Raw genomic sequence first — 19,554 nt, 5'->3', positions numbered from 1 at the left:
GGCGGTTCCTCGTCAGTCGTCGGTCGACGAGGGCGAGCCGGGACGGTCGCCGGCGTCATCGGGGGCCGCGCCAGATTGGTAGGTGATCTGCCAGCCGGTCACGCCCATGAGGAGCAAGACGAGCGGCGACAGCAGGCCGAAGAAGTAGTACGGCGCGTACTCGAGGGTCCCGACGCCGAGCGTACCGGCCATGAACAGCGCCCCACTGTTCCACGGGATGAGCGCGCTCGTGGTCGTCCCCGCGGACTCGATGGCCCGCGAGAGGTTCTCGCTTTGGAGTCCCTGTTCCTCGTAGAGATTCCGGAGCGTGATGCCCGGGACGACGATGCTGATGTACTGCTCGGCGGCGAGGACGTTCATCGACACCGCGGAGACGGCGGTCACGCCGGTCAGGCTCGCGACACCGCGGCTCAGTCGGCCGAGGTGGTGTGCAAGCACGGCGAGGATGCCGGCGCGTTCGAGCATCCCGCCGAGCGACAGCGCTGCGATGGCGATGGTGACGACCCACGCGCCGCCGATCATACCCCCGCTGGCCAGCAGGCCATCGACGAGTTCCATCCCGGTCGACGGCGAGGTCCCCGACTGCGCGATGGACCACACGGCCCCGAAGGCGGTTCCCTGCATCACGACCGAGGTGATTGCGCCCGCGAACACGCCCGCGCCGAGCGCCGGCAACGCGGGAACGCCGTAGAGCGCGAGACCGAACGTGATGATGAGCGGGGCGAAGGTGAGCACCGAGATCGCGTACGACCCGGTGAGCGCGCCCTGAATCTCGGCGATGCGTCCCACCGGGATGTTTCCGGAGGCTTGGACGCCGAGGACGGCGTACAGCACGACGGCGATGCCGAACGCGACGAGGGAACTGTCGCGCATGGCGTTGACGTGGTCGAACAGGTCGGTGTTCGTGACGGCGGCCGCGAGGTTCGTCGTGTCCGAAAGCGGCGACTGTTTGTCGCCCATGTACGCTCCTGAGAGGATGGCACCCGCGGTCATCGGGGCTGGAATCCCCAGTCCGGCGCCGATGCCGATAAACGAGACGCCGAGCGTGCCGGCGGCCGTCCACGACGACCCGATTGCGAACGTGACGATCGACGCGAGCACCGCCGTGATGGGCAGGAATATCGTCGGCGTCAGCAGGTCGAGGCCGTAGTACATCAGGCTCGGAATCGTCCCCGCGGCGACCCACGTCGCGATGAGCGCGTAGACGACGAACATGATGAGGATAACCTGAATCCCCATGTGGAGGCTGTCGGTGATGCCGTCGTAGAGGTCCGCCCAGGAGATGCCCAGCCAGTACCGACTGAACAGCCCGGTGAAGGTGATGCCCCAAAACAGGGGGAACTGCGGGTCGAGGCCGTAGACGACGATGCCGACACCGAGGAAGACGAGCATCCCGAAGACGGGGACCAACGCTTCGAGCAGCGACGGTCGCTCGTCGGCGTCGAGTTCCTCGTACAGGCGGGGCTCGAACGCTAACCCCATCGTGGCACCTCCACCGGTCGCCGTCTATCGCCCGCCCGACTCGTCGGTGTTCCGCCGACGAGTCCGCCCGAGACCGGGGCGGCGCGGTCGGCGCATACCGTTGGTCCGCGTTCACCGACCGTCGTTGGAAGCCGATACGTGCGCGCTCGCACCCGGCCCACCGCGGGCGTGTCCCGGCGGCGGCCAGATGGTTGATAATCCATACCACTCGAACAATCATGAATGTCCCATATAAATTTTTATTTGGAGATTTTGGCGCGTAATGTTTGAGAAAGACAAACACAATTGCGTCGATAGCAGACAAACGGCGTTATCAGTCGAATCGTAGTTTGATATAACAGAACTAATGGCACTCCACCGAGTCCGGGTTCGTATGGACGACAGTCGCCCCGCGGACGGCCCGCGTCGAATCAAATCCGTACAGACGGCGAGCGAGATTCTGGCCGCGATACAGCGACGGCCCGACCCGACGTTCAGCGACGTCTGCGACGAACTCGACGCCTCGAAGGGGACCGTCCACACCTATCTCGCGACGCTCGAAGAAGAAGGATTCGTGGCGAAGGTCGACGGCCGCTATCGCCTCGGCCTCCGACTGGTCACGATGGGCGAAACCGTGCGCAACGAGACGCCGCTGTACCGCGCGGGACAACTCGAGGTGGACAAGCTCGCGGACGAGACCAGCGAGTACGTCCACCTGACGGTCGTCTCCCGCGGCAAGGAGGTGACCATCTACGAGAGTCGCGGCGACAACGCGGTCGCGACGGACTATCACCTGCGGATGCGCGAGGCCCCGCAGTACCTCCATTGTACGGCGACCGGGAAGGCGATGCTCGGCCACTTCGACGACGACCGCGTCCGCGACATCATCGACGATCAGGGGCTCGTCGAGCAGACCGACAACACCATCTCCGACACCGACCGGCTGTTCGACGAACTCGAGCGGATTCGCGAGCGAGGCTACGCGGTCAACGACGAAGAGGAACTTCGCGGCATGCGCTCTATCGGCGCGCCGATTCGCGGCGTCGACGGCGACGTCTGCGGGGCGGTCAGCGTTACTGCGCCGACGAGCCGACTCTCCGGGGACCGCTTTCGGTCGGAAATCCCCGAACTCGTGATGCAGGCGGCGAACATCATCGAGGTGAACCTCGAAACGACCACGTTCGACCCGTCCCGATGACCCGGACTTTGACGATGCCAAACGCCCTGTGACGCCGGCGCGTGGCGAGTTTCTTCACGAGGGGCTCCCTCGGCGCGAACCGCCGCCGATTCGCGACCTGCGACGCGTTCGCACGCGCCGAGATAGTTCGTTATTACCAAACTACTCTCTCAAAGAATCAGACGATTGGTTGCTGAGTGATGATTTTGAGGTCGTTACTCATCTTTCTAGGTAGATTTATGTTACATTGTCCATCAGGGTGTTCGTATGGATCGAGACTCAGTCGAGCCGATCGTCACGTCGCTCCCGGGACCGAAGGCCTCAGAGTGGGTCGAGTATCACCACTCAACCGCCGCGACGAGCACGTACGTCTACGAGTTCGTGTGGGACATCACCAAGGACGCCGTCGGTCCGTTCTGTACCGACCCCGACGGCAACGTGTTGCTGGACTTCACGAGCCACGTCGCGGCCGCCCCGCTCGGCTACAACAACCCCGAACTGCAGTCCCGCCTCGACGACCTCGACCTCGTCGACCCGATGAAAATCGCGGGCCAGGACTTCTACGTGAGCACCGGTGGGTCGCCCGAGACGGCGTCGCTGCCCGGACCGGCCCACCTCATGGACCGCCTGACCGACCTCACCGACCACTACGATCTCGACACGGTGTTCCTGTCGAACTCCGGGGCCGAGGCGGTCGAAAACGCCATCAAAATCTGTTACGACGCTTGCGAGACTCCGAAGTACGGCATCACCTTCGACGGGGCGTTCCACGGCCGCACGCTCGGTGCGCTGTCGCTCAACCGCTCGAAGTCCGTCCACCGTCGCACGTTCCCCGAAGTGAGCGGCATCCACGACGTACCGTACTCGATGGCGGGTCTCGAGACGCTGCGCGACAAACTCGACGACACCCACGGTCACCTCCCCGCCGACCAGGTCGCGTTTCTCATCCTCGAACCCGTTCAGGGCGAAGGTGGCTATCACGTCCCGAGCGAGGAATTCATGCGCGAGGTGCAGGCCATCTGCGACGAACACGACATCCCCGTCATCGCCGACGAGATTCAGTCCGGCGTGGGTCGGACCGGCGAGCTGTGGGCCTCGGACCACTACGACCTCGAACCGGACGTCATCACCAGTGCGAAGGCGCTTCGCGTCGGCGCGACGGTGGCGAACGAAGAACTGTTCCCGGACACCGAAGCGCGACTGTCATCGACGTGGGGTGCGGGCGACATCCTCGCGTCGATTCAGGGGACGCTGACGCTCGACGTCATTCAGGAACAGGACCTCATGGCGAACGCCACGGAGAAGGGTACGAAGCTCCGTGCAGCTCTCTCGCGGCTCGCCGAGCGGACCCCCTGTCTCACCGACGTGCGTGGTCTCGGGCTGATGACTGCCGTCGAATTCGACACCAAGGACCGTCGCGACGCGGTTCTCAAGGCCGCGCTGTCCGAGGGGCTTCTCACGCTCGGCTGCGGTAAGCGGTCGCTTCGATTCCTGCCGCCGCTCGACGTGACCGACCGGGAACTCGACCTGGCACTCGAGTGCTTCGAAGCCGCCCTCGACAGCGTCGTCAGCACGCCGCGAGCGTGATGCAAGTGGGTGGCGGACGCTCGCGGTCGACGTGTCCGTCGTCCCCCACCAGTTCCACTTCGCCGACGGTTTCGTCAAACGGCCGACCGACCCGGGACTGGGTATCGACGTGGACGAGGCGTACGTCCGCGAGCGCTCTCGCGGCGAGGTCAACTGGTACAATCCCGTCTGGCACCACGACGACGGCCGACTCGCCGAGTGGTGAGTGGGGTGTCGATTGATTGCTTGTGGACCTGGCTATCCACATTCGTATCGAAACCCACTAAGACACGGCTACAGGGACAGCAATCGTCTAGAAACACTTTTGAGAATATGGTTAGCTAGGCAACATTACTGGCATGTTGCAACAACCTGAACCGCACGTGGACTGGACCGTGCGTGGCCTCCGAACGACTCGTGGCGAGATACGCACCCGGGGCGATGAGTGAACCGTCGTCGTTCGTCGAGCAGACGAAAGTCCATCTGCACAAAGCGCTCGAAACAGACGATCCCGTCGAGAAAGATTTCCACCTTCGAAATGCGCTGCAACTCTGTGCCTGTGACGGCGTGACCGAACAGACGGACTAGCACCGCCGATTGACGCCGTTCTCAGCTTCCTAGCACAACAGCACCAGGTCAAGGTCCGCCCGTGAGATGGAACGACAACCAGTCCAGTTCGTTTTCGCGGTCGATCGCTATGCAGCCGATAATATTATCGTGCGCATAGGAATCCCAGCGGACGTTAATCACACGTACTCGTCTGAGGGTCAGTTCGAAGAATTTCATGTATAACTTCTAATATGATTTAAATATAATCAGATTACTGTTACTATCTGTATCGTAGAAGAGCGTCAATTTTCACGGATTCAATAATAGTATTCCAAGATACAGTAGAATATGTTGCCTATCTCTTTATTTGATGTTGCTTTTTCATCATACTTGGGCCCCCACCTATCTATTTTGGAAATGTATCAATTAAATATACTATTTTTCGAACTGGTAGATGATATTCTTGTCTATCTACGCTCGCGGATGTAACTCACCGCACACCGGGTTGACGCGAATGGGAAACAATTCGGACGCACCACCGGATGCTACGAACGGTCGACGAGGTGGGTCCGAAATCAGGGTTTGAGTAGTGAGACTTCGAAGTAGTGTGCTTGCGCCACGTCCACATCGGGGAACTCTAAGTAGACACTCGATTTCTTGTTGGGGGTCATGTTATTGCTCCAATCTGCGGCACGTGCGATTGCGTTATCCTCAGCGTCAAACAGAATCGCTGCCACGTGGAGATGACCCATCGCTGCCCGTGAGTCTTTTTTAACAGACAGACCCACCTTATACGTCGTTCCATCTTCAGCAAGGTAGCCGTAATCCTGCCAGGTCGTCACAAAGTCGAACTCGGATTTCACAACGACACCCGGCACATCACTTGCAAGTAGTAGCGTCCCTACAACGTCGGGGTCTGCGTCCTTTGGCGTAAACGTGATTCGGTTTTCGAGGGGCTCTGGGGTGGGTTCGGGAGTTGGTTCAGGCGTGGGCTCGGGCGTTGTCGCTGGATCAGATGTGGTCGATGGTCTCACTGGTGCATCGGTCGTGCCTGTTTCGACTGGTTGCGAGGCTTGTTCGCTGCCAGGGATGTTCATCCCGAGACAGCCGGACAGCAATACAACGCCGGTGCCGATTCCACTAAGCAGTTGTCGTCGGTTCATACTCAGTGCTACCACGACAGTACTATTGAGTATGAAGTTCATACTGAACAGATTATCTCTCATAACTGGACAATAACGTTGCAGAAGTTGCTGTATAACAATATGAATAGGACGTCCCGGGGCCGTGAAACAACCGAGAGCAAGTAGTTTCTGAAAAGCACCGAGCCCCCGAGAGTGGTTGCTCGTGTGCTTCAATGACACGCAGTTAAGCAAAACTGCGCAGTCAATACTGGTCGAGCAACCGAATTGAATGTTTTGGGTTCTACTCTCCGGTAGCAACTGCCACGTTCAGCTACTCGCTACAGATGAAGCGTTGATTTTTGTATCAGGAATGTGAATCAGGGCTTAATGAGGTCCCTCCCAATCATCTTCGCGGTCATCTTGCTCGCCTCTCCCGTATTAGGAGTGATGACCCCTGGGGTGGAGACAGCCGACCGGGGTTTCCAACAAGCACCTGTTGCCCAGACAACGGAACAAGTTCAATCGAACGACACTATCCGCGTGTTGGATCTCCCCGCCCGCCAAGAGATCAGCTCGTCGATTACGACACACCACGTTGATCTCGGGCCGTCACTTGGGTTTAGTAGTAGTGCGGTCGGCGCAGAGGTCAAGACACGAGCTATCATCAACCGTATCAACTCAACATCCGATGTGAGTACGCGCAAACAATACATCCTCGGAGAGATGACGAAAATCGAGCAGCGTGTGATCGTCCTTCAGGGTGCCCAACAGGAAGCCATTGTTGCGCACAATGAAGGTGACCTGTCTGCACGAGAACTCCTCATTCGGTTCACAGAGATCAATGCAGAGGCACACGCCCTTGAACAACGGCGGCAAGCGCTCTCTGATGCCGCTGATCGAACTGAGGACTTTTCACTTGGGGCGACGAGACTCGCATCAATTAAAAGCGACCTAAACACGCTGACGAGTCCAGTTCGCGAACATGCACAGGCGGTGTTAACTGGTCGTGCAGACCCGTCTCAGTTCTCGATCCGAACAAGCCAGAGTGCCATCGTCATGACAACAATTGCGAATCAGACGTATCTCCGAGAAGCATACCGTCTGGACCTACGGGCTCGTGATGCCAATGGGTTGACCGCAAATGAGGTTGAAGGGTTGCTGATGCTTGTTGGCGAGAACTACCCCTCACTCCTTGAGAACGGAACTGTCGACACGAATGCAGACATTATCGGTGCTGGCTCGAGTTATGTTGTCAATGTCAACCACGATCGAGGAGAACTTGCGGCATACGTTGATACTGGAAGCAGAAAGGTGTTTAAGGAGACGCAACGGCGGCCGCTGGAGACGATAACGTACCCCCAACGGGTGACCAGGGTCAAAGATGGGCTTCAGTTGACCGTTTTCCGTTCATACCCTGGGGGGCCGGTCCGGATTCAACTAAACGAATCGGACACCGAGACGCCAGTTGACGCAAACGTTACCGTCGGGGTTGCTACTGGGCGAGAGAGCCAGTACCTTGGCCGCACGGGCGCTGACGGAACACTCTGGATGCTCTCTCCGAGCGCGGGATATACGATCACCGTGATTAAGGGGAACGCTGCCGTCATCGTGCAGACTACTCCGACCGACACGCCGGAAATTGTGCAAGAAGAGCAGTCAACGGAGTCGACGGAGACAACGGAAACTGCCTCTCTGGGCGTGTCCCCTCGGATATCTCTTACCTGAATTGAGGCGCTAAGGCCCCTTCCTCAGCGAGCGAGCGTAGCGAGTGAGTAGGGAGGGGTACAGCGTTCACAAGAGCGTAGCTCTTGTGTGCGAACGAGAGCACCGCTCTCGTTAACGCCTGTGGAGACTGCGCTCCCTGTGGATACCGATTCGGTATCTACAAACGCGTCGTGGAAGCAGGAAGCCCCACCCTCAAGCGCGAGCCGGTAGGCGAGCGATAGGATGGGCTAGTTCACCCAAGCTATATGCGACGCCGCTAATGATACCACGCTAACCAGATGGCACGCTCAACGAATCGAGTTGCGCTTGTTGCTGTGATTGGTCTGCTCGTCATTGCAGGCTGTAGTGCGATGCCACCGACCAACAGTACAACTCACTCGCCAACACTTGCGGATGGATACAGTCAGGAGTCAGTCCCACTCAATGGCTCCGCCATTAATTCTCACTATCAGGAACTCGCAGATGAGAGCTACCGAGTTTCCTTCACACGAGGCTCGGCTGTCGGCACTATTGCGATAAATAACTCGACAAACGAGGCCCGTGTCAGGTATACCGCCCCCCAAGGGATAGTCAAGCTGTACGTCCACAACGGATCTGCATCTCGTCAGATTGTCACGGGAGCGAACACAACGGTTCAGCGTCTCAACATCACGGTGGCCCAAGTCCGTCAACAGGTTGCGCTCCCAGCGCTGTCTCAGACGTACCGCTTGGCGAACTATACGGGTGCCGGTGTCGTCACGCACAACGGTCACCAAGCGTATCAATACGATATACGTGGGTTGAACCGGTCGCGAAACGCAACGATGACCGTACCGCCCACAACTAATCTCACTGGACAGTTAACTGTCGATCGTGACGGTCGGATCGTGGCGTATGATTGGAACGCGACGACCAGCAACGAGAGCCTCTCCTATCGATACACCATTACTGCTCGGGAAAACGTGACGGTGACCAAGCCCCCGTGGAGCAACAAGACGTCCACATCAGCGTCAGTCGCATCCGAACTCCCGTCGTAGACTCGAGACTCGCTACCGCGAGGGCTCAGGTATCGATATTCGGCCACGCTGTGGGTGCTGTGCCCCGTTTGCGTCCGTCCTGACTCATTTTTTGTTGAGATACTTAGTCGCCTCATCACTAGCGCCCGAATGGACCGTAGTTCTATGTGGGCTTGTGCGTTATCTTCGAATCGTGATTCAGTTCGATCTCTCATCCTCCTCGTATTCTCAGACGAAACAAGAGATCCTCTCAGGTGCCTTTCGAGCCCTCCGCAAAGCCAGCTATTCGGCAGTCGCCATTAGCGATATTGGCAAAGAACAGCAACAATCGACTGGACTCATTTACTACCACTTCGACGATAAGAATACGCTCTTCGTCGCACTCGCTGATGCAATGCTCACGCAACTCGAATGCGAACTCGACCATCGCCACCAGACCACGGCAGAGTTTGGACTTCGGGATGTTACTGAGCTGCTTTCGATAACAGACAATGCGAGTAGGGATTTCTACACCGTCCTTTTCGATCTTCGTTCACAGGGGTTCTTGCGTGATGAGTATCGAGTCCATGCGAATCGGCTCTCGGCGATTATTCGAGCGCAGCTCCACACGGTCTGCCCATCACTGTCAGAGCAACGTGTCGCAGTCTTCGCCGGAGTACTGATACAGCGTCTCGAAAGTCAGTTGCTGCATGATGACGATACGGCGACGGCGCTAGAAGCTGAGCTTCAGCGGCGTCTCACGACAGAGTAGGCGTATAGCTCCCTTGTGATTCTTGTCTATCTTTTGTCGATTATGGGCCGACACCAAAGGTATATATGAGGTGGCAGCACCAGTATCAGTTGGCTGGCTGTATCCAGTCGCACTATGACACGTCATCAAATGGGTAGACCGAGACCGCAATGTACTCGGTACATGATGGCGATAGTGCCCGACGCGAACTTGTTAGTGCAAACAAACCGATGGGACAGTAGTTCACCCTGGGTAGGTTAGCCTCGGGAACGAGGCTATCATTGGTTTGTTTTCTGCTTGCAATATGAGCCAAGCAGCGACAGGGATGCAACAAAAACGGCGACAGAATTGAACCCTGCCGGCTAGGTCAGACCGGGAAAGAACGTCTCAAGCCGAGCCTTACTCATATCGATCAATACGTTCGCAAACTCTGTTTCAGCACTCCAAATCGCGATCTCACTGTCGCTCGTACAGGCACTCACCAGAATCGCCGTGTCATCAACAACGAGGACATGTCCGGACATTGCACTGCTCGCCTCAAGCTCTGGATCGAGTGGCGGCTGATAGACGGTCGCAATCTCACGAACAGAATCCGAAATCGACTCGTCGGTCGTGATGACCGTGATATCGATTGTGCCGTTATCAAGTCCGTGGAGCTGATTGACGATGTCATCTGCGATAGGTGAGGCTGATTCAAGACCGATAATCAGTGAGTCGGTTGCATCGTTGAGTAGTGTCGTGATACGTGAAAGGACCGCAGCTGAGCCGGTAACGGTCCAGACATGCTCTTGAGATTCCGATCGCTCGTCTTTAAACTGCTCACGGATCATCTTTAACCCCTCCGCGACATCGGCTCGGTGCTGATAGTACTCCGTTTCGAGGTGGTCGAGCACCTGCTCCACCTCAATCGATCGATATCGTTTGGGGTTCGACCGTTCAACCTCGATGAGCCCGCGTTTTTCGAGCGAACCTGCAGCGCCGTACACCTGTGATTGTGGGACGGCTGTTACCTCAGCAATCTCCTTTGCAGTTCCGAGGCCAAGCTTTTGAAGCGCGACGATGATTTGAGCTTCGTAACTTGAGAGCCCAAACCACTCGAGCGACGCCGTGACATCAGATGGATTTGCTGTCATGCTCGATGGATTGGTTTGCAGGTGATGGTTGGAGATAGCGATCCCAGAGAACGAGTGCAGGGGGCAAAACGATCAACGATGTCAGGTATGAGTACAGAATGCTCACACCCGTCAGCAGTCCGAACTGCCCGAGTACAGGCGTGATGGCAATCACGAGCACACCGATCCCTGTCACGGTCGTCAGCATACTCATAGTGAGCGCACCGCCAGTCCCACGGACCGTCCGGTTCAATGCGACAAACACGTCGCCGTCGTGCTCTCGGTATTCCTCGGCAAAGCGATGAACAGTGTGTGCGGAGTAGTCCACACCCAACCCGATCGCAATCGACAGAATCGTTCCCGTAAGCGCATTGAATGGGATCCCGTAGTACCGCATTGTCCCGGCAATGAGCGCGATAGTCACCGCAATGGGTACGAGGTTGACGATTCCCAACGACCCTTTCCGTTCAAGTACGTGATACGCGAGGATGAGGAACGCACCGGTGAGTGCAAGGGCGAGTGCCATGCTGACCAGCGCGGAATTTGCGATCACGTCCGACACCGCTTTTAACACGACAATACTTCCAGTTGCGGTCGCTGTGAAGCGGTAGCGGTCTGCAATCGCTGTCGCGTCATTCGTTATGGCAGCCTGCTTTGCATCACTCTCAACAGTGTATACGACCTGAGCACTCCGGTAGTCAGAGGTGATGTACTGCCGGGCACGATCACCGTACGGCGAGCTTAACAGCTCGTCGTAGATCGTCCGAAGATTGTCATCCGGGATTCCGTTGTCATTGATGTCATTGCGGGCAACAAGTGCAGCGAACTCCGGTGATTCTGCTGCATACTCGTCGATCACTGTAATGATACTCGTTTCTTCGGCACTTTGGCCGTCAGTGACGAATGACTCTGGTGGGTTCTCTCCTGCTGCGGCAATCCCTTCTAATGCTGTATCTTTGTACAACGGCCCTTGGACGTAGATGGTGACTGAATCACCCTGTCCACTCTCGAAGTTGTCTTCGAGATAGTTGATGTTACCCGTGACGGTGTACGTTCCGGGGGCAAACGGCTCTGGCAAGTTCTCCAGATACCCCGGGGTATCCTCCGGTGGAAGGAAGTCTTCTTGGCTGAAGCTGGACTCGACACCAAGCCCGTAGTTGCCGACCCAGACAGTTGAGATCAGCACGAGGGCAAGGAAGATTGCTGGAGCCGCCTGTCCGATCTTTACCCCGACCGGAAGGATCTTGCCGAGGATTGAGTCCTCGGAGCCAATCGGATTCTGCGCAAACATTGGTATCGAGTGGGCCTCTCGGAAGTTGTCCAGCGACACTTTTGCAGCCGGAAGGAAGATCCCGAAAATCAGGAACGTGAAGATGATCCCGATTGCTGCGACCAGTCCGAAGTCCTGAATTGGTGGGAGGTCGCTTGTTATGTTCGCTGCAAACCCAATCACGGTAGTGCCAGTCACTATCGCGAACGCGACGAGGAGCTGGTCAGTTGCCGTCCGCATCGAGTTGACGACGCCATGTCCCTCAACCCGCTCTTCGCGGTATCTGTTAATCGCGTGGATGCCGAAGTCAATCCCGACAGCTAACAACAATGGCGGGACGGCGATCAGCATCTGTGTGAAGGGAATTCCTGCAAGCCCCATGAAGCCGAATGTCCAGATAATCGCCATCGTCAGCGAAACAATCCCGAGGAACAAGTCGAAGGGGTCCCGGTACGAGATGACGAGGAACCCCACGATGAGAAGGACTGCTGCCGGCACCACGAGGAGTAACGAATCACCGATCACGTTGCCGAACTCAGCGGAGACGATGCCGCTCCCGAAGACACGGATATCGCCACCAACGCTGGAGACGATCTCTTTTGCCTGCAGTTGGATCGGCGTCAGCGGGCTCGAGCCACTTGTGCCAGCCGTTGAACTGGCCTCTGTCCCGAGGTTATGTTGAACAACCCCGATCGTTGCCGTTGCGCTCACCGACTGGACGTTCAAATCCTTACTGAGTGAGGATTGTAAGGCGGGGTTTCGCTGGAGCGCCGTCCTAGTTGCGGCACGAACCTCGCTGTTGGAGGCCTGCTCCATCGCGTTGACTTGAGCCTCTAGCGTCGTTGCACTTGGGTCAAGTGTTTGGGCAACAGCTCTCGCGACAGCCGTTGTCGACGCGACCCGCATTTCGCTGTGTTGTTCAAGACGGTACTGCGCGCGCAGCATACGGAGCTGCTCTTCTTTTGAGAGGACGTTCGGTGCAGTTTGAATGAGCTGCGTACTGCCACTCCCAGTGGCAAACGCGTCCGCCCTGAAATCGTCATTAATGTCATCAAGCGCTTCCTGTGCCGGAATATCGTTGGTAAACTGCTCCGTCCCGGAGTCAGTCGAGATCCCACCAAGACCGGCGGTGAAGACCAACGTCAACACCAAGAAAGAGATGATGACACGACGAGACCGATTCACGATCCAGTCGTCGATTGTGTCGATATACGTCTGGTAGTCTACCATGAGTAGCTCACCGACGGCGGTAAATCACGACTGCCCCGCCAATCACGAGCAGAGCTCCGATCCCAATGATCGGCAGTGACAGTCCGCTGCCGCCATCAGGCGAGGCTGCTGTTACTGGGAATTTGTAGGATTGTGAGATCTCAGTATCCCCGTTAGGTCGTTCATATTGGAAATCGACCGACAGTGGGTAGTCTTTTTCCAGTGCACTCCCAGCGACGGAGGTCTGGAATTTGATCTCAGTTGACTCGCCGGGTTCTAACGATTCAATAAACGCTTCGTCGTCAGATAGCGACAGCGGATCGCTCGCGTACGCTTTGGCGTTGATATTTGTGAGTGTCTCATCACCATTGTTCGTGAGCTCGACGGTCACGATCCCACTCGAGCCGATGTCGACCGTTGCGTCGCTCGTCGATAAGGTGAACTCATCCCGCTGCTCGGCAATCTCGGCTCGCGTGTTCAGTGTCTTACTCTTGCGGTCGTCACCGTCTCCGTTCTGGTATGAAACGTAGTACGAGAGTTGGCGGCTGCCAGGGTCAGCGGACTCACTCACGTCGATATCGAAGCGGAAGTCACTCGATTCGTTCGGTTCAAGCGATCCGAGGGCGTACTCCGTCTCTTGGACATTGTAGTTGGGGGAGCTACTCTGGAACACCAACACAGCATCGTTCGCCGTTTCTGGGCCCAAGTTTGTGACAGTCCCAGAAACCCGTCCCTCAGCACCAACTCGAAGGTCCGTCTCGACAGCTGAGAGGTCGAACGACTGCTCAGGTAATGGTGTGACTCCAACGGAGAGTTTGTTCGACTGTGACGGGACCCCATCAACGTCTTCATACGCAACGTTCGCTGTCAGTGCATAGGAACTCGTTGACGCATCTGCCGTCGCTGCAGTATCGAACGTAACCGTTTTTTCCTCACCAGGCGCCCACTCACCGATAAATCGGGTTGCAGTCGATGATTGGCCGAACACCAAGTCAGGGCTGGACGACTCAAGAGAGACTGTCGCGTCCGTTGCCGGTTCCGACCCGATGTTCACCATCTGCATCGATACCTCGCCGTCGCCGCCGACGAGCACGTCACTACTCGTGTTAAGCACGCGGAAGCGCGGGCGATCCTCGACTCGGATCTCAACCATAAACGTTTCCGAAGTCTCGCGGTTGCTGTACGCCTGTGTCGTCTCTGAGATCTGGTAGGTGTACTGGTAGTTCACCGTGATCGGGATCTTGTACGTTCCCTCTGGGACTCGGTCGGGAATCGTGAGTTGTACCTCGGCGGTCGCGGCCGACCCATCAGGGATACTCCCGAGCGCGACTTTATTGATATTCGTCGAAATCGGGGATTTCTCCGTGTCGATTTCAGCAGTCACCCCCCGAGCGGTCGTCACTTGGCTAATGAGTTGTGCGTTTGACGAGCCGACTTCTACGTTGCCCGTGTTCTGGATCTGCAGTTGGAGGTTCGCCTGTTCACCAGGTGCGAAGGAATTGTCCGGGACGATAACTGATAGCTCTGGAGAGCCGCGAACAGCAGCTGTTGCCACAGTCGGCGTGACGAGTAAGCCGACGAGAAGGAGTGCGAAGAGTTGTTTCTTATTCATGAGTAGTTGCGAGGATGTTGTAGGATTCTACAATACCCTCTATTGAGGGAGTCAATATAAAATGTTGTAAACAGCTCCGAATTATCCGCTAGTTTAGCCAGTTTGCGCGGCCGGACGTGTTCAGGAAGTATGCTAGTGATTCACTCTTTAGAAACGTCTGTTGCCACATCACACACTTTAACACAAAGTATTTACCAAAAACGAATAACGTATCTAATGCACCCCTACCCATGACGGCACTACTGAGTATTCGCTCTCAGCGGTTCCCGCTGCGAGGTCGAAAGATAGTGCTGTCGACTGCAACACACAAACTATGAGCGACACAAACTATAAGCTCCGTTCCCTGCTCATGGCGACTCTGCTCGTCATGTCGGTTTTCGCCGGTGCGGGAGTCGGATCGGTAGCCGCAGTTGCTAATAACGCATCTGCGACCGACCTGACCGCATCGCAGGACACGGTCACGCACGACGTGACCTTTGACGAAACGATCGATAGCGATAGTGCCGAAACGATCACTATCGACGCAGCTGACATTGATGACGACGTCACCATCCTCGGTGCTGGTGTTGAAACCAGTGCGGACGATGGTATCAACGTGACGAACGTTGACGTCGACGACAACGTCATCACCGTCGAACTCGAGAACAACGAAGGCTCGTCCGTGACCGAAGGTATCACGGTGACGGTCGTTGCGGACTCCTCTGAAATTAGCGCTGAGGACGTCAGCACTGGCACCACTTCTGTCACGTACGATGTCTCCTCGAGTGACGGCTCCTCCGAAACGGTCACCGTCGCGCTCGCGACGAACACTGTGACGAACAACGGTATCACCTTCCAGGGTGAGACCGCTCACGTCGACATTAGCGGTGTGACCGGGAGTAACCTCCAGCTCCGCTCGGTTGAGAACTACGATACGGACAACGAGCAGAGCAGCTTCGTGAGCGAGGTTACGGCTCGCAGCATCGGCGGGACGAACTACGTCCAGGTCGACACGGACAACCTCGAAGGCGACTACATCGTCACTGACGGTACCAACGACGTCAAGTTCGAAGTTGCTGTTCAGACGCTGAACACGACTTGGGACTCCAACACGGTCAGCCAGGACGACTCCGAGACCCTCGTCTTTGACTCGGGTCGCGGCGACTACCTCGCTGAGATCTCTGCGGATGGTCTGGACGTTGACGACCTCGAATCCATCTTCGGTGACGATGTCGTTGCTTCCAACCCTGACGACGACTCCGTCTACGTCAGCGCAGGTACCGACACCGAAATCGATGCTGACTTCTCCGAAGACATCGATGCTGGCTCCTACGAGTTCAACATCGAAGTGACGGACACGACGGCCTCCGACAGCGCCACGATCGAAGTCACTGAGAAGGACACCGAAGTCTCCTTCGGTCAGTCCGTCTACACGCAGAACGTCGGTGACGTCTCCGAGTTCTCCGTCAACATGGACGACACCGACGAGGCCTACGTCTTCGTCGGCGGTGAAGACGTCAACTACCTCGAAGCCGTTCACCTCGTTGACGACGACGAGGACGGCATGGTGAACTTCACGTTCAACACCTACGCGACGGCGACGGCCTCGGCCGGCCCGACCGACGCGTTCGAGGTCCTTGGTGATGACGAGATGGGCGACGACGGTGTCGTCCGCTTCTCGTCCAACCCTGCAGACACTGCGAACAACTACAACCCTGACATCGACGCCCAACTCGACACGCCTGTCGAAGAGGGTAACTACGACCTCCGTACGTCGTCCAGCCTCGACTACGAGGAACTTCCGGATGACGACGAGGACAACGTCGTTGACGAACAGGACGTTGCGACGCTCGAACTGACCGAGCGTAACACGTCCTCTGTTCAGACGTGGGTTGCCCCGCGCGGCAGTGCTGGTGAGTACGACGACATCGACGAGCTCCTCGACGATGTCTCTCAGTCCAACACGATCGCCGAGGGTGACCGCCTTGTCATCCAGGTTGAGGCCTCCGGCCTCTCCGGTGTCATCGACGAGGACGACCTGAGCACGCTCGTCACGTACAGTGGCGGCGAAGCTGAGTTCTCCAGCGAGGACATCCGCCTCCTGATCGAGCAGGCCGACCCCGCAGCGAACGCGGACGCTGACCAGGTCGTCCTGAGCTCGAGCAACGCCCAGATCTACCAGGACGAGCAGGAGTACCCCGACATGTTCTTCGTTGTCGTGGACACCCGCAGCTCGTCTATCGCTGACAGCCTCGAGGACGACGACGACTACAACGTCGAGTTCCAGGTCGGTGACGAGGACGAAAACGTTGCTAACTTCCCGTACCTCGACGACGATGAGGAAGAAGTTGTCAGCACCACCTTCACCAACGAGGAAGAGGAAGCTGACCTCTCGCTGAACGAGGACGACCAGTACGAAGTTGCTGTCTCCTCCAACGCGACGGTTGAGTCCACGACGAACCTCGCGCCCGGAACGGAAGTCAACGTCCGTCTCCGCAACAGCGAAGGTTCGGCCTTCCTCCTGACGCGTACGGTCGACGTCACGGATGACCAGACCATCGTCGCGAACTTCGACACCTCCGAATTCGAGATCGGTACCGAATTCGACGTCACGATCCGCCGCGGTAGCGGCGAACTCGTGAGCGAAGACGGTATCTTCGTGGAGGAAGTCGAGGAGACGACGACGACGTCTGAGCCGACTGAGACGACGACGTCTGAGCCGACTGAGACGACGACGTCTGAGCCGACTGAGACGACGACGACCGCGACGACGACGGCCGAGCCGACTGAAGAGACGACCACCGAGTCCAGCACGCCTGGCTTCGGTGTTGTTGTTGCTCTCGTCGCACTCGTCGCCGCTGCGCTCCTCGCGGTCCGCCGCGACAACTAACGACAGTTAACGACCGGGAGTTTCCCGGCGTTTTTTTCCTTTCTTTCGACGCTGACCAGTGAGTGACATCACTATCAGAACGTCTCGGACGTGAGATCCCGACGTGCAGTGGCACTCACATCGTCGGAGCAATCGCTCATGGATCGCAAATGGGGAGCGTCAGCAGTCAGACATCGCTGCAAACAGAACTGAAGGAGGGGCGGGTGCCTCTGCCAGACGAACTGGTTGTGTCAACGGGGCAGTCACTCGTTCGCGAGATACTAGTTTAACACACCGATCTACTGATGGGATTCGAGGGTCGCAGTCAGTCACGAACTCGGTTGCAGCGAATTAACAAAATACGTCGGTCTGGTCCATTACCTGTGCAGTGCCGTCAACTGCTGTAGCAAGGGTGAGTGGTGTGTCTTTGGTGAACGCATAATCAATGAACTCCATTGTTTGACGGCCCGTTGTGTCTGCACGCATATAGCCCGGCACACGTTCCCGGTATACGCGATCCGTAGTCGGGATGACCGTTGCATCACGTGTCGGGACCGCAGAGTCAACGTCGACAGTTGTCTCTGACTTGATCGGGGTGGGGAACGCTTCCCCATGATACTCAACCGTTGCGAGATATTCTGATTTCCCCATCGACACAGGATAGTGTGTGTGGCCAGACACCAGTTTGTCTTTGAGTTGCTCGTATCGCTGGTGGTCTGAGAGTGCCACACAGATCCGGTATGCTGGCTCAACCAGATATTCGTATGTGCGGAGTTGCCGCGGGCGCGCCCCATCCGGATATTTCACACGGAGTGATGCCCGTCCTGTTCCTCCTGAACCAGTCAGATCAACATCCGGGTTCGTCCCTAGTTCGTATCGGGATTGGGAGAGGGTTCTGACACCCCCGGTAATGCTGATACTCATCGCGGACGTCTCGGTACGAAATGTCTCATAGTACTCGTCACGCTCCCAGCCCGCAATGGCAGCAATGAGTCCGGCAGCCGTCGTCCGTGGGATGATTCGGTACGTCTGTTTGGTTCCACTCCGGTCGACCCGCCGGAAATGCCCGAGCGAGCTTGCCACGGTAAAACAGAGACAGCGGTCAGGAACACCAGCAGTGAACGCTATGCTCATTGCTCTGCGGGGAGGGTTTCGGGATATTCGTCATAGACGTCGACCGTGGACGTCTCAACGCCGCAGATCGTTTCGAGGGTCTCAGCAATGCCTGCGGCGCTCCCCAGGGAAGTCCCTTCACGCGTCAGTTGGAGTCGATGACTGCCAATGCAGTACACCTGCTTGATCATCTCACGGTGGTTGCTCAGTGCGCCGAGTAATGGCGCAATATCGAGTGTGTAGTCACGTGGACTCGCAATTGGGGTGGTGGTGGCTGCTATATCGAGCAACTCGTCAAGGCGGCCGATATGAAATTCAGGGTGTGTGTACTCGAGTCTGAGGTACAACTGTGGCTCTTGACCAAATTTACTGCGTGAGACGGTCTGATTTTTTATCGCACGCCAACACAGCGTGTCGAGTCGCTGCACGTCGGTCGGTGTTAGTTGGGTTGTCTCGGCGCGTTGCGGATCGATAACCCCGGTGAACGGGAACAGTCCATATGCAATCCGATAATCACCCAGCCCGAACGCGCCGGCTTTGTTTCCCTGTTGGGTCGCCATAATACTGGACAAGGTGTCGTAGCCCTCGTTCAGCTCAACTTCGTTGAGTGAGCGGGCGGGGCTGAACTGTACTGGTCCCGTCAGACTGCGTGGGAATCGGTCGATAATCTCGTTGTATACGTCATCGTGATCCGTTTTCTGAAATGAGAGGACGGCCCCGAAGTACCGAATGTCGACGAGAGCCGCCAGAAACTGCTCGCGAATCGCGTTGATTTCGTCACTCTCGGTGCTAGACGTGATCTCCGCAAACTGTTCGAGTGCGACTTCGGTCCGGGTGAGTGGTGTGTCATCACCAGTCCGCTTCACTAAGATCTCATGGCCATCGGCTTGGAGTTGGTCACGGAGATAGCGTTTCAGACGGACGTCGGTAATGATTGCCTGGCCGGTGTGGGGGTCCACGCGTGGTCGATTCCCTGCTTTTGGATCCCCATTCGGATTACACTCCGCTGCATCAAGGAGAAACAAAATCTCTGAACGCGTTTCGGGTGCCGCCATTGAGTATG

The 19,554-nt window shown here is 57.2% G+C and carries 13 protein-coding genes and 1 pseudogene; 7 read left to right on the top strand and 7 right to left on the bottom strand.

Features of this window, described 5'->3' with window-relative positions:
• Positions 1-12 precede the first annotated feature (12 nt).
• The gene (gene nhaC / locus DEQ92_RS14235; RefSeq protein WP_115821049.1) at positions 13-1,482 is read right to left on the bottom strand and encodes a Na+/H+ antiporter NhaC; all 1,470 of its coding nucleotides are present in this window, start codon (positions 1,480-1,482) and stop codon (positions 13-15) included.
• Between the two features lie 373 nt (positions 1,483-1,855).
• Here nhaC and DEQ92_RS14230 point away from each other — a divergent pair, with 373 nt between their 5' ends.
• The 3 genes from DEQ92_RS14230 (at position 1,856) to DEQ92_RS14220 (ending at position 4,430) form a co-directional block, all read left to right on the top strand.
• Positions 1,856-2,659, top strand: coding sequence for an IclR family transcriptional regulator (locus tag DEQ92_RS14230; protein ID WP_008096093.1), 804 nt, complete (start codon positions 1,856-1,858; stop codon positions 2,657-2,659).
• Positions 2,660-2,905: 246 nt separating this feature from the next.
• The gene (locus tag DEQ92_RS14225; protein ID WP_115821048.1) at positions 2,906-4,225 is read left to right on the top strand and encodes an aspartate aminotransferase family protein; all 1,320 of its coding nucleotides are present in this window, start codon (positions 2,906-2,908) and stop codon (positions 4,223-4,225) included.
• Between the two features lie 31 nt (positions 4,226-4,256).
• Positions 4,257-4,430 (top strand): galactonate dehydratase, encoded by a 174-nt coding sequence (locus tag DEQ92_RS14220; RefSeq protein WP_115821047.1) that lies wholly within the window; start codon positions 4,257-4,259, stop codon positions 4,428-4,430.
• An 898-nt stretch (positions 4,431-5,328) separates the two neighbouring features.
• Here the strand turns inward: DEQ92_RS14220 and DEQ92_RS14215 are convergent.
• Positions 5,329-5,958, bottom strand: a complete 630-nt coding sequence (locus tag DEQ92_RS14215) for a hypothetical protein (protein ID WP_233516875.1) — start codon at positions 5,956-5,958, stop codon at positions 5,329-5,331.
• Between the two features lie 306 nt (positions 5,959-6,264).
• On the opposite strand from DEQ92_RS14215, the gene DEQ92_RS14210 reads away from it, so the two are divergent.
• The 3 genes and pseudogenes from DEQ92_RS14210 (at position 6,265) to DEQ92_RS14200 (ending at position 9,348) form a co-directional block, all read left to right on the top strand.
• Entirely contained in the window at positions 6,265-7,602 is a 1,338-nt protein-coding gene (locus tag DEQ92_RS14210; protein ID WP_115821046.1) for a hypothetical protein, read from the top strand.
• A 114-nt stretch (positions 7,603-7,716) separates the two neighbouring features.
• A pseudogene (locus tag DEQ92_RS24115) lies at positions 7,717-7,823 on the top strand (RNA-guided endonuclease TnpB family protein); the annotation flags it as partial.
• 967 nt (positions 7,824-8,790) lie between these two features.
• The gene (locus tag DEQ92_RS14200) at positions 8,791-9,348 is read left to right on the top strand and encodes a TetR/AcrR family transcriptional regulator (RefSeq protein WP_158547631.1); all 558 of its coding nucleotides are present in this window, start codon (positions 8,791-8,793) and stop codon (positions 9,346-9,348) included.
• A 341-nt stretch (positions 9,349-9,689) separates the two neighbouring features.
• Here DEQ92_RS14200 and DEQ92_RS14195 read toward each other — a convergent pair whose 3' ends face one another.
• From DEQ92_RS14195 to DEQ92_RS14185, 3 genes are read right to left on the bottom strand one after another with little or no spacing between them, the layout of a single operon-like run.
• The gene (locus tag DEQ92_RS14195; protein WP_115821044.1) at positions 9,690-10,460 is read right to left on the bottom strand and encodes a TrmB family transcriptional regulator; all 771 of its coding nucleotides are present in this window, start codon (positions 10,458-10,460) and stop codon (positions 9,690-9,692) included.
• Positions 10,441-12,939 (bottom strand): RND family transporter, encoded by a 2,499-nt coding sequence (locus DEQ92_RS14190; protein ID WP_115821043.1) that lies wholly within the window; start codon positions 12,937-12,939, stop codon positions 10,441-10,443. Before DEQ92_RS14190 ends, DEQ92_RS14195 begins: the two co-directional genes overlap by 20 nt.
• A 7-nt stretch (positions 12,940-12,946) precedes the next feature.
• The gene (locus DEQ92_RS14185; RefSeq protein WP_115821042.1) at positions 12,947-14,530 is read right to left on the bottom strand and encodes a COG1361 S-layer family protein; all 1,584 of its coding nucleotides are present in this window, start codon (positions 14,528-14,530) and stop codon (positions 12,947-12,949) included.
• Positions 14,531-15,125: 595 nt separating this feature from the next.
• On the opposite strand from DEQ92_RS14185, the gene DEQ92_RS14180 reads away from it, so the two are divergent.
• Positions 15,126-17,399, top strand: a complete 2,274-nt coding sequence (locus DEQ92_RS14180; protein ID WP_233516874.1) for a BGTF surface domain-containing protein — start codon at positions 15,126-15,128, stop codon at positions 17,397-17,399.
• A 330-nt stretch (positions 17,400-17,729) separates the two neighbouring features.
• Here DEQ92_RS14180 and cas5b read toward each other — a convergent pair whose 3' ends face one another.
• Both cas5b and cas7b read right to left on the bottom strand, forming a co-directional pair.
• Positions 17,730-18,512, bottom strand: a complete 783-nt coding sequence (gene cas5b / locus DEQ92_RS14175; protein WP_115821041.1) for a type I-B CRISPR-associated protein Cas5b — start codon at positions 18,510-18,512, stop codon at positions 17,730-17,732.
• Complete coding sequence (gene cas7b, locus DEQ92_RS14170) at positions 18,509-19,546, bottom strand: type I-B CRISPR-associated protein Cas7/Csh2 (protein WP_115821040.1); 1,038 nt, start codon at positions 19,544-19,546, stop codon at positions 18,509-18,511. Before cas7b ends, cas5b begins: the two co-directional genes overlap by 4 nt.
• Positions 19,547-19,554 lie beyond the last annotated feature (8 nt).

Origin of the sequence: Haloferax sp. Atlit-6N (genome assembly GCF_003383195.1) — an archaeon.
GTDB lineage: Archaea > Halobacteriota > Halobacteria > Halobacteriales > Haloferacaceae > Haloferax > Haloferax gibbonsii.
This window is presented reverse-complemented; position numbering and strand designations above follow the sequence as displayed.

Bases quoted from the DNA above. Each gene is read 5' to 3' on its own strand.
- nhaC (WP_115821049.1), bottom strand. From the start codon at position 1,482: ATGGGGTTAGCGTTCGAGCCCCGCCTGTACGAGGAACTCGACGCCGAC.
- DEQ92_RS14230 (WP_008096093.1), top strand. From the start codon at position 1,856: ATGGACGACAGTCGCCCCGCGGACGGCCCGCGTCGAATCAAATCCGTA.
- DEQ92_RS14225 (WP_115821048.1), top strand. From the start codon at position 2,906: ATGGATCGAGACTCAGTCGAGCCGATCGTCACGTCGCTCCCGGGACCG.
- DEQ92_RS14215 (WP_233516875.1), bottom strand. From the start codon at position 5,958: ATGAACTTCATACTCAATAGTACTGTCGTGGTAGCACTGAGTATGAAC.
- DEQ92_RS14210 (WP_115821046.1), top strand. From the start codon at position 6,265: ATGAGGTCCCTCCCAATCATCTTCGCGGTCATCTTGCTCGCCTCTCCC.
- DEQ92_RS14195 (WP_115821044.1), bottom strand. From the start codon at position 10,460: ATGACAGCAAATCCATCTGATGTCACGGCGTCGCTCGAGTGGTTTGGG.
- DEQ92_RS14190 (WP_115821043.1), bottom strand. From the start codon at position 12,939: ATGGTAGACTACCAGACGTATATCGACACAATCGACGACTGGATCGTG.
- DEQ92_RS14185 (WP_115821042.1), bottom strand. From the start codon at position 14,530: ATGAATAAGAAACAACTCTTCGCACTCCTTCTCGTCGGCTTACTCGTC.
- cas5b (WP_115821041.1), bottom strand. From the start codon at position 18,512: ATGAGCATAGCGTTCACTGCTGGTGTTCCTGACCGCTGTCTCTGTTTT.
- cas7b (WP_115821040.1), bottom strand. From the start codon at position 19,546: ATGGCGGCACCCGAAACGCGTTCAGAGATTTTGTTTCTCCTTGATGCA.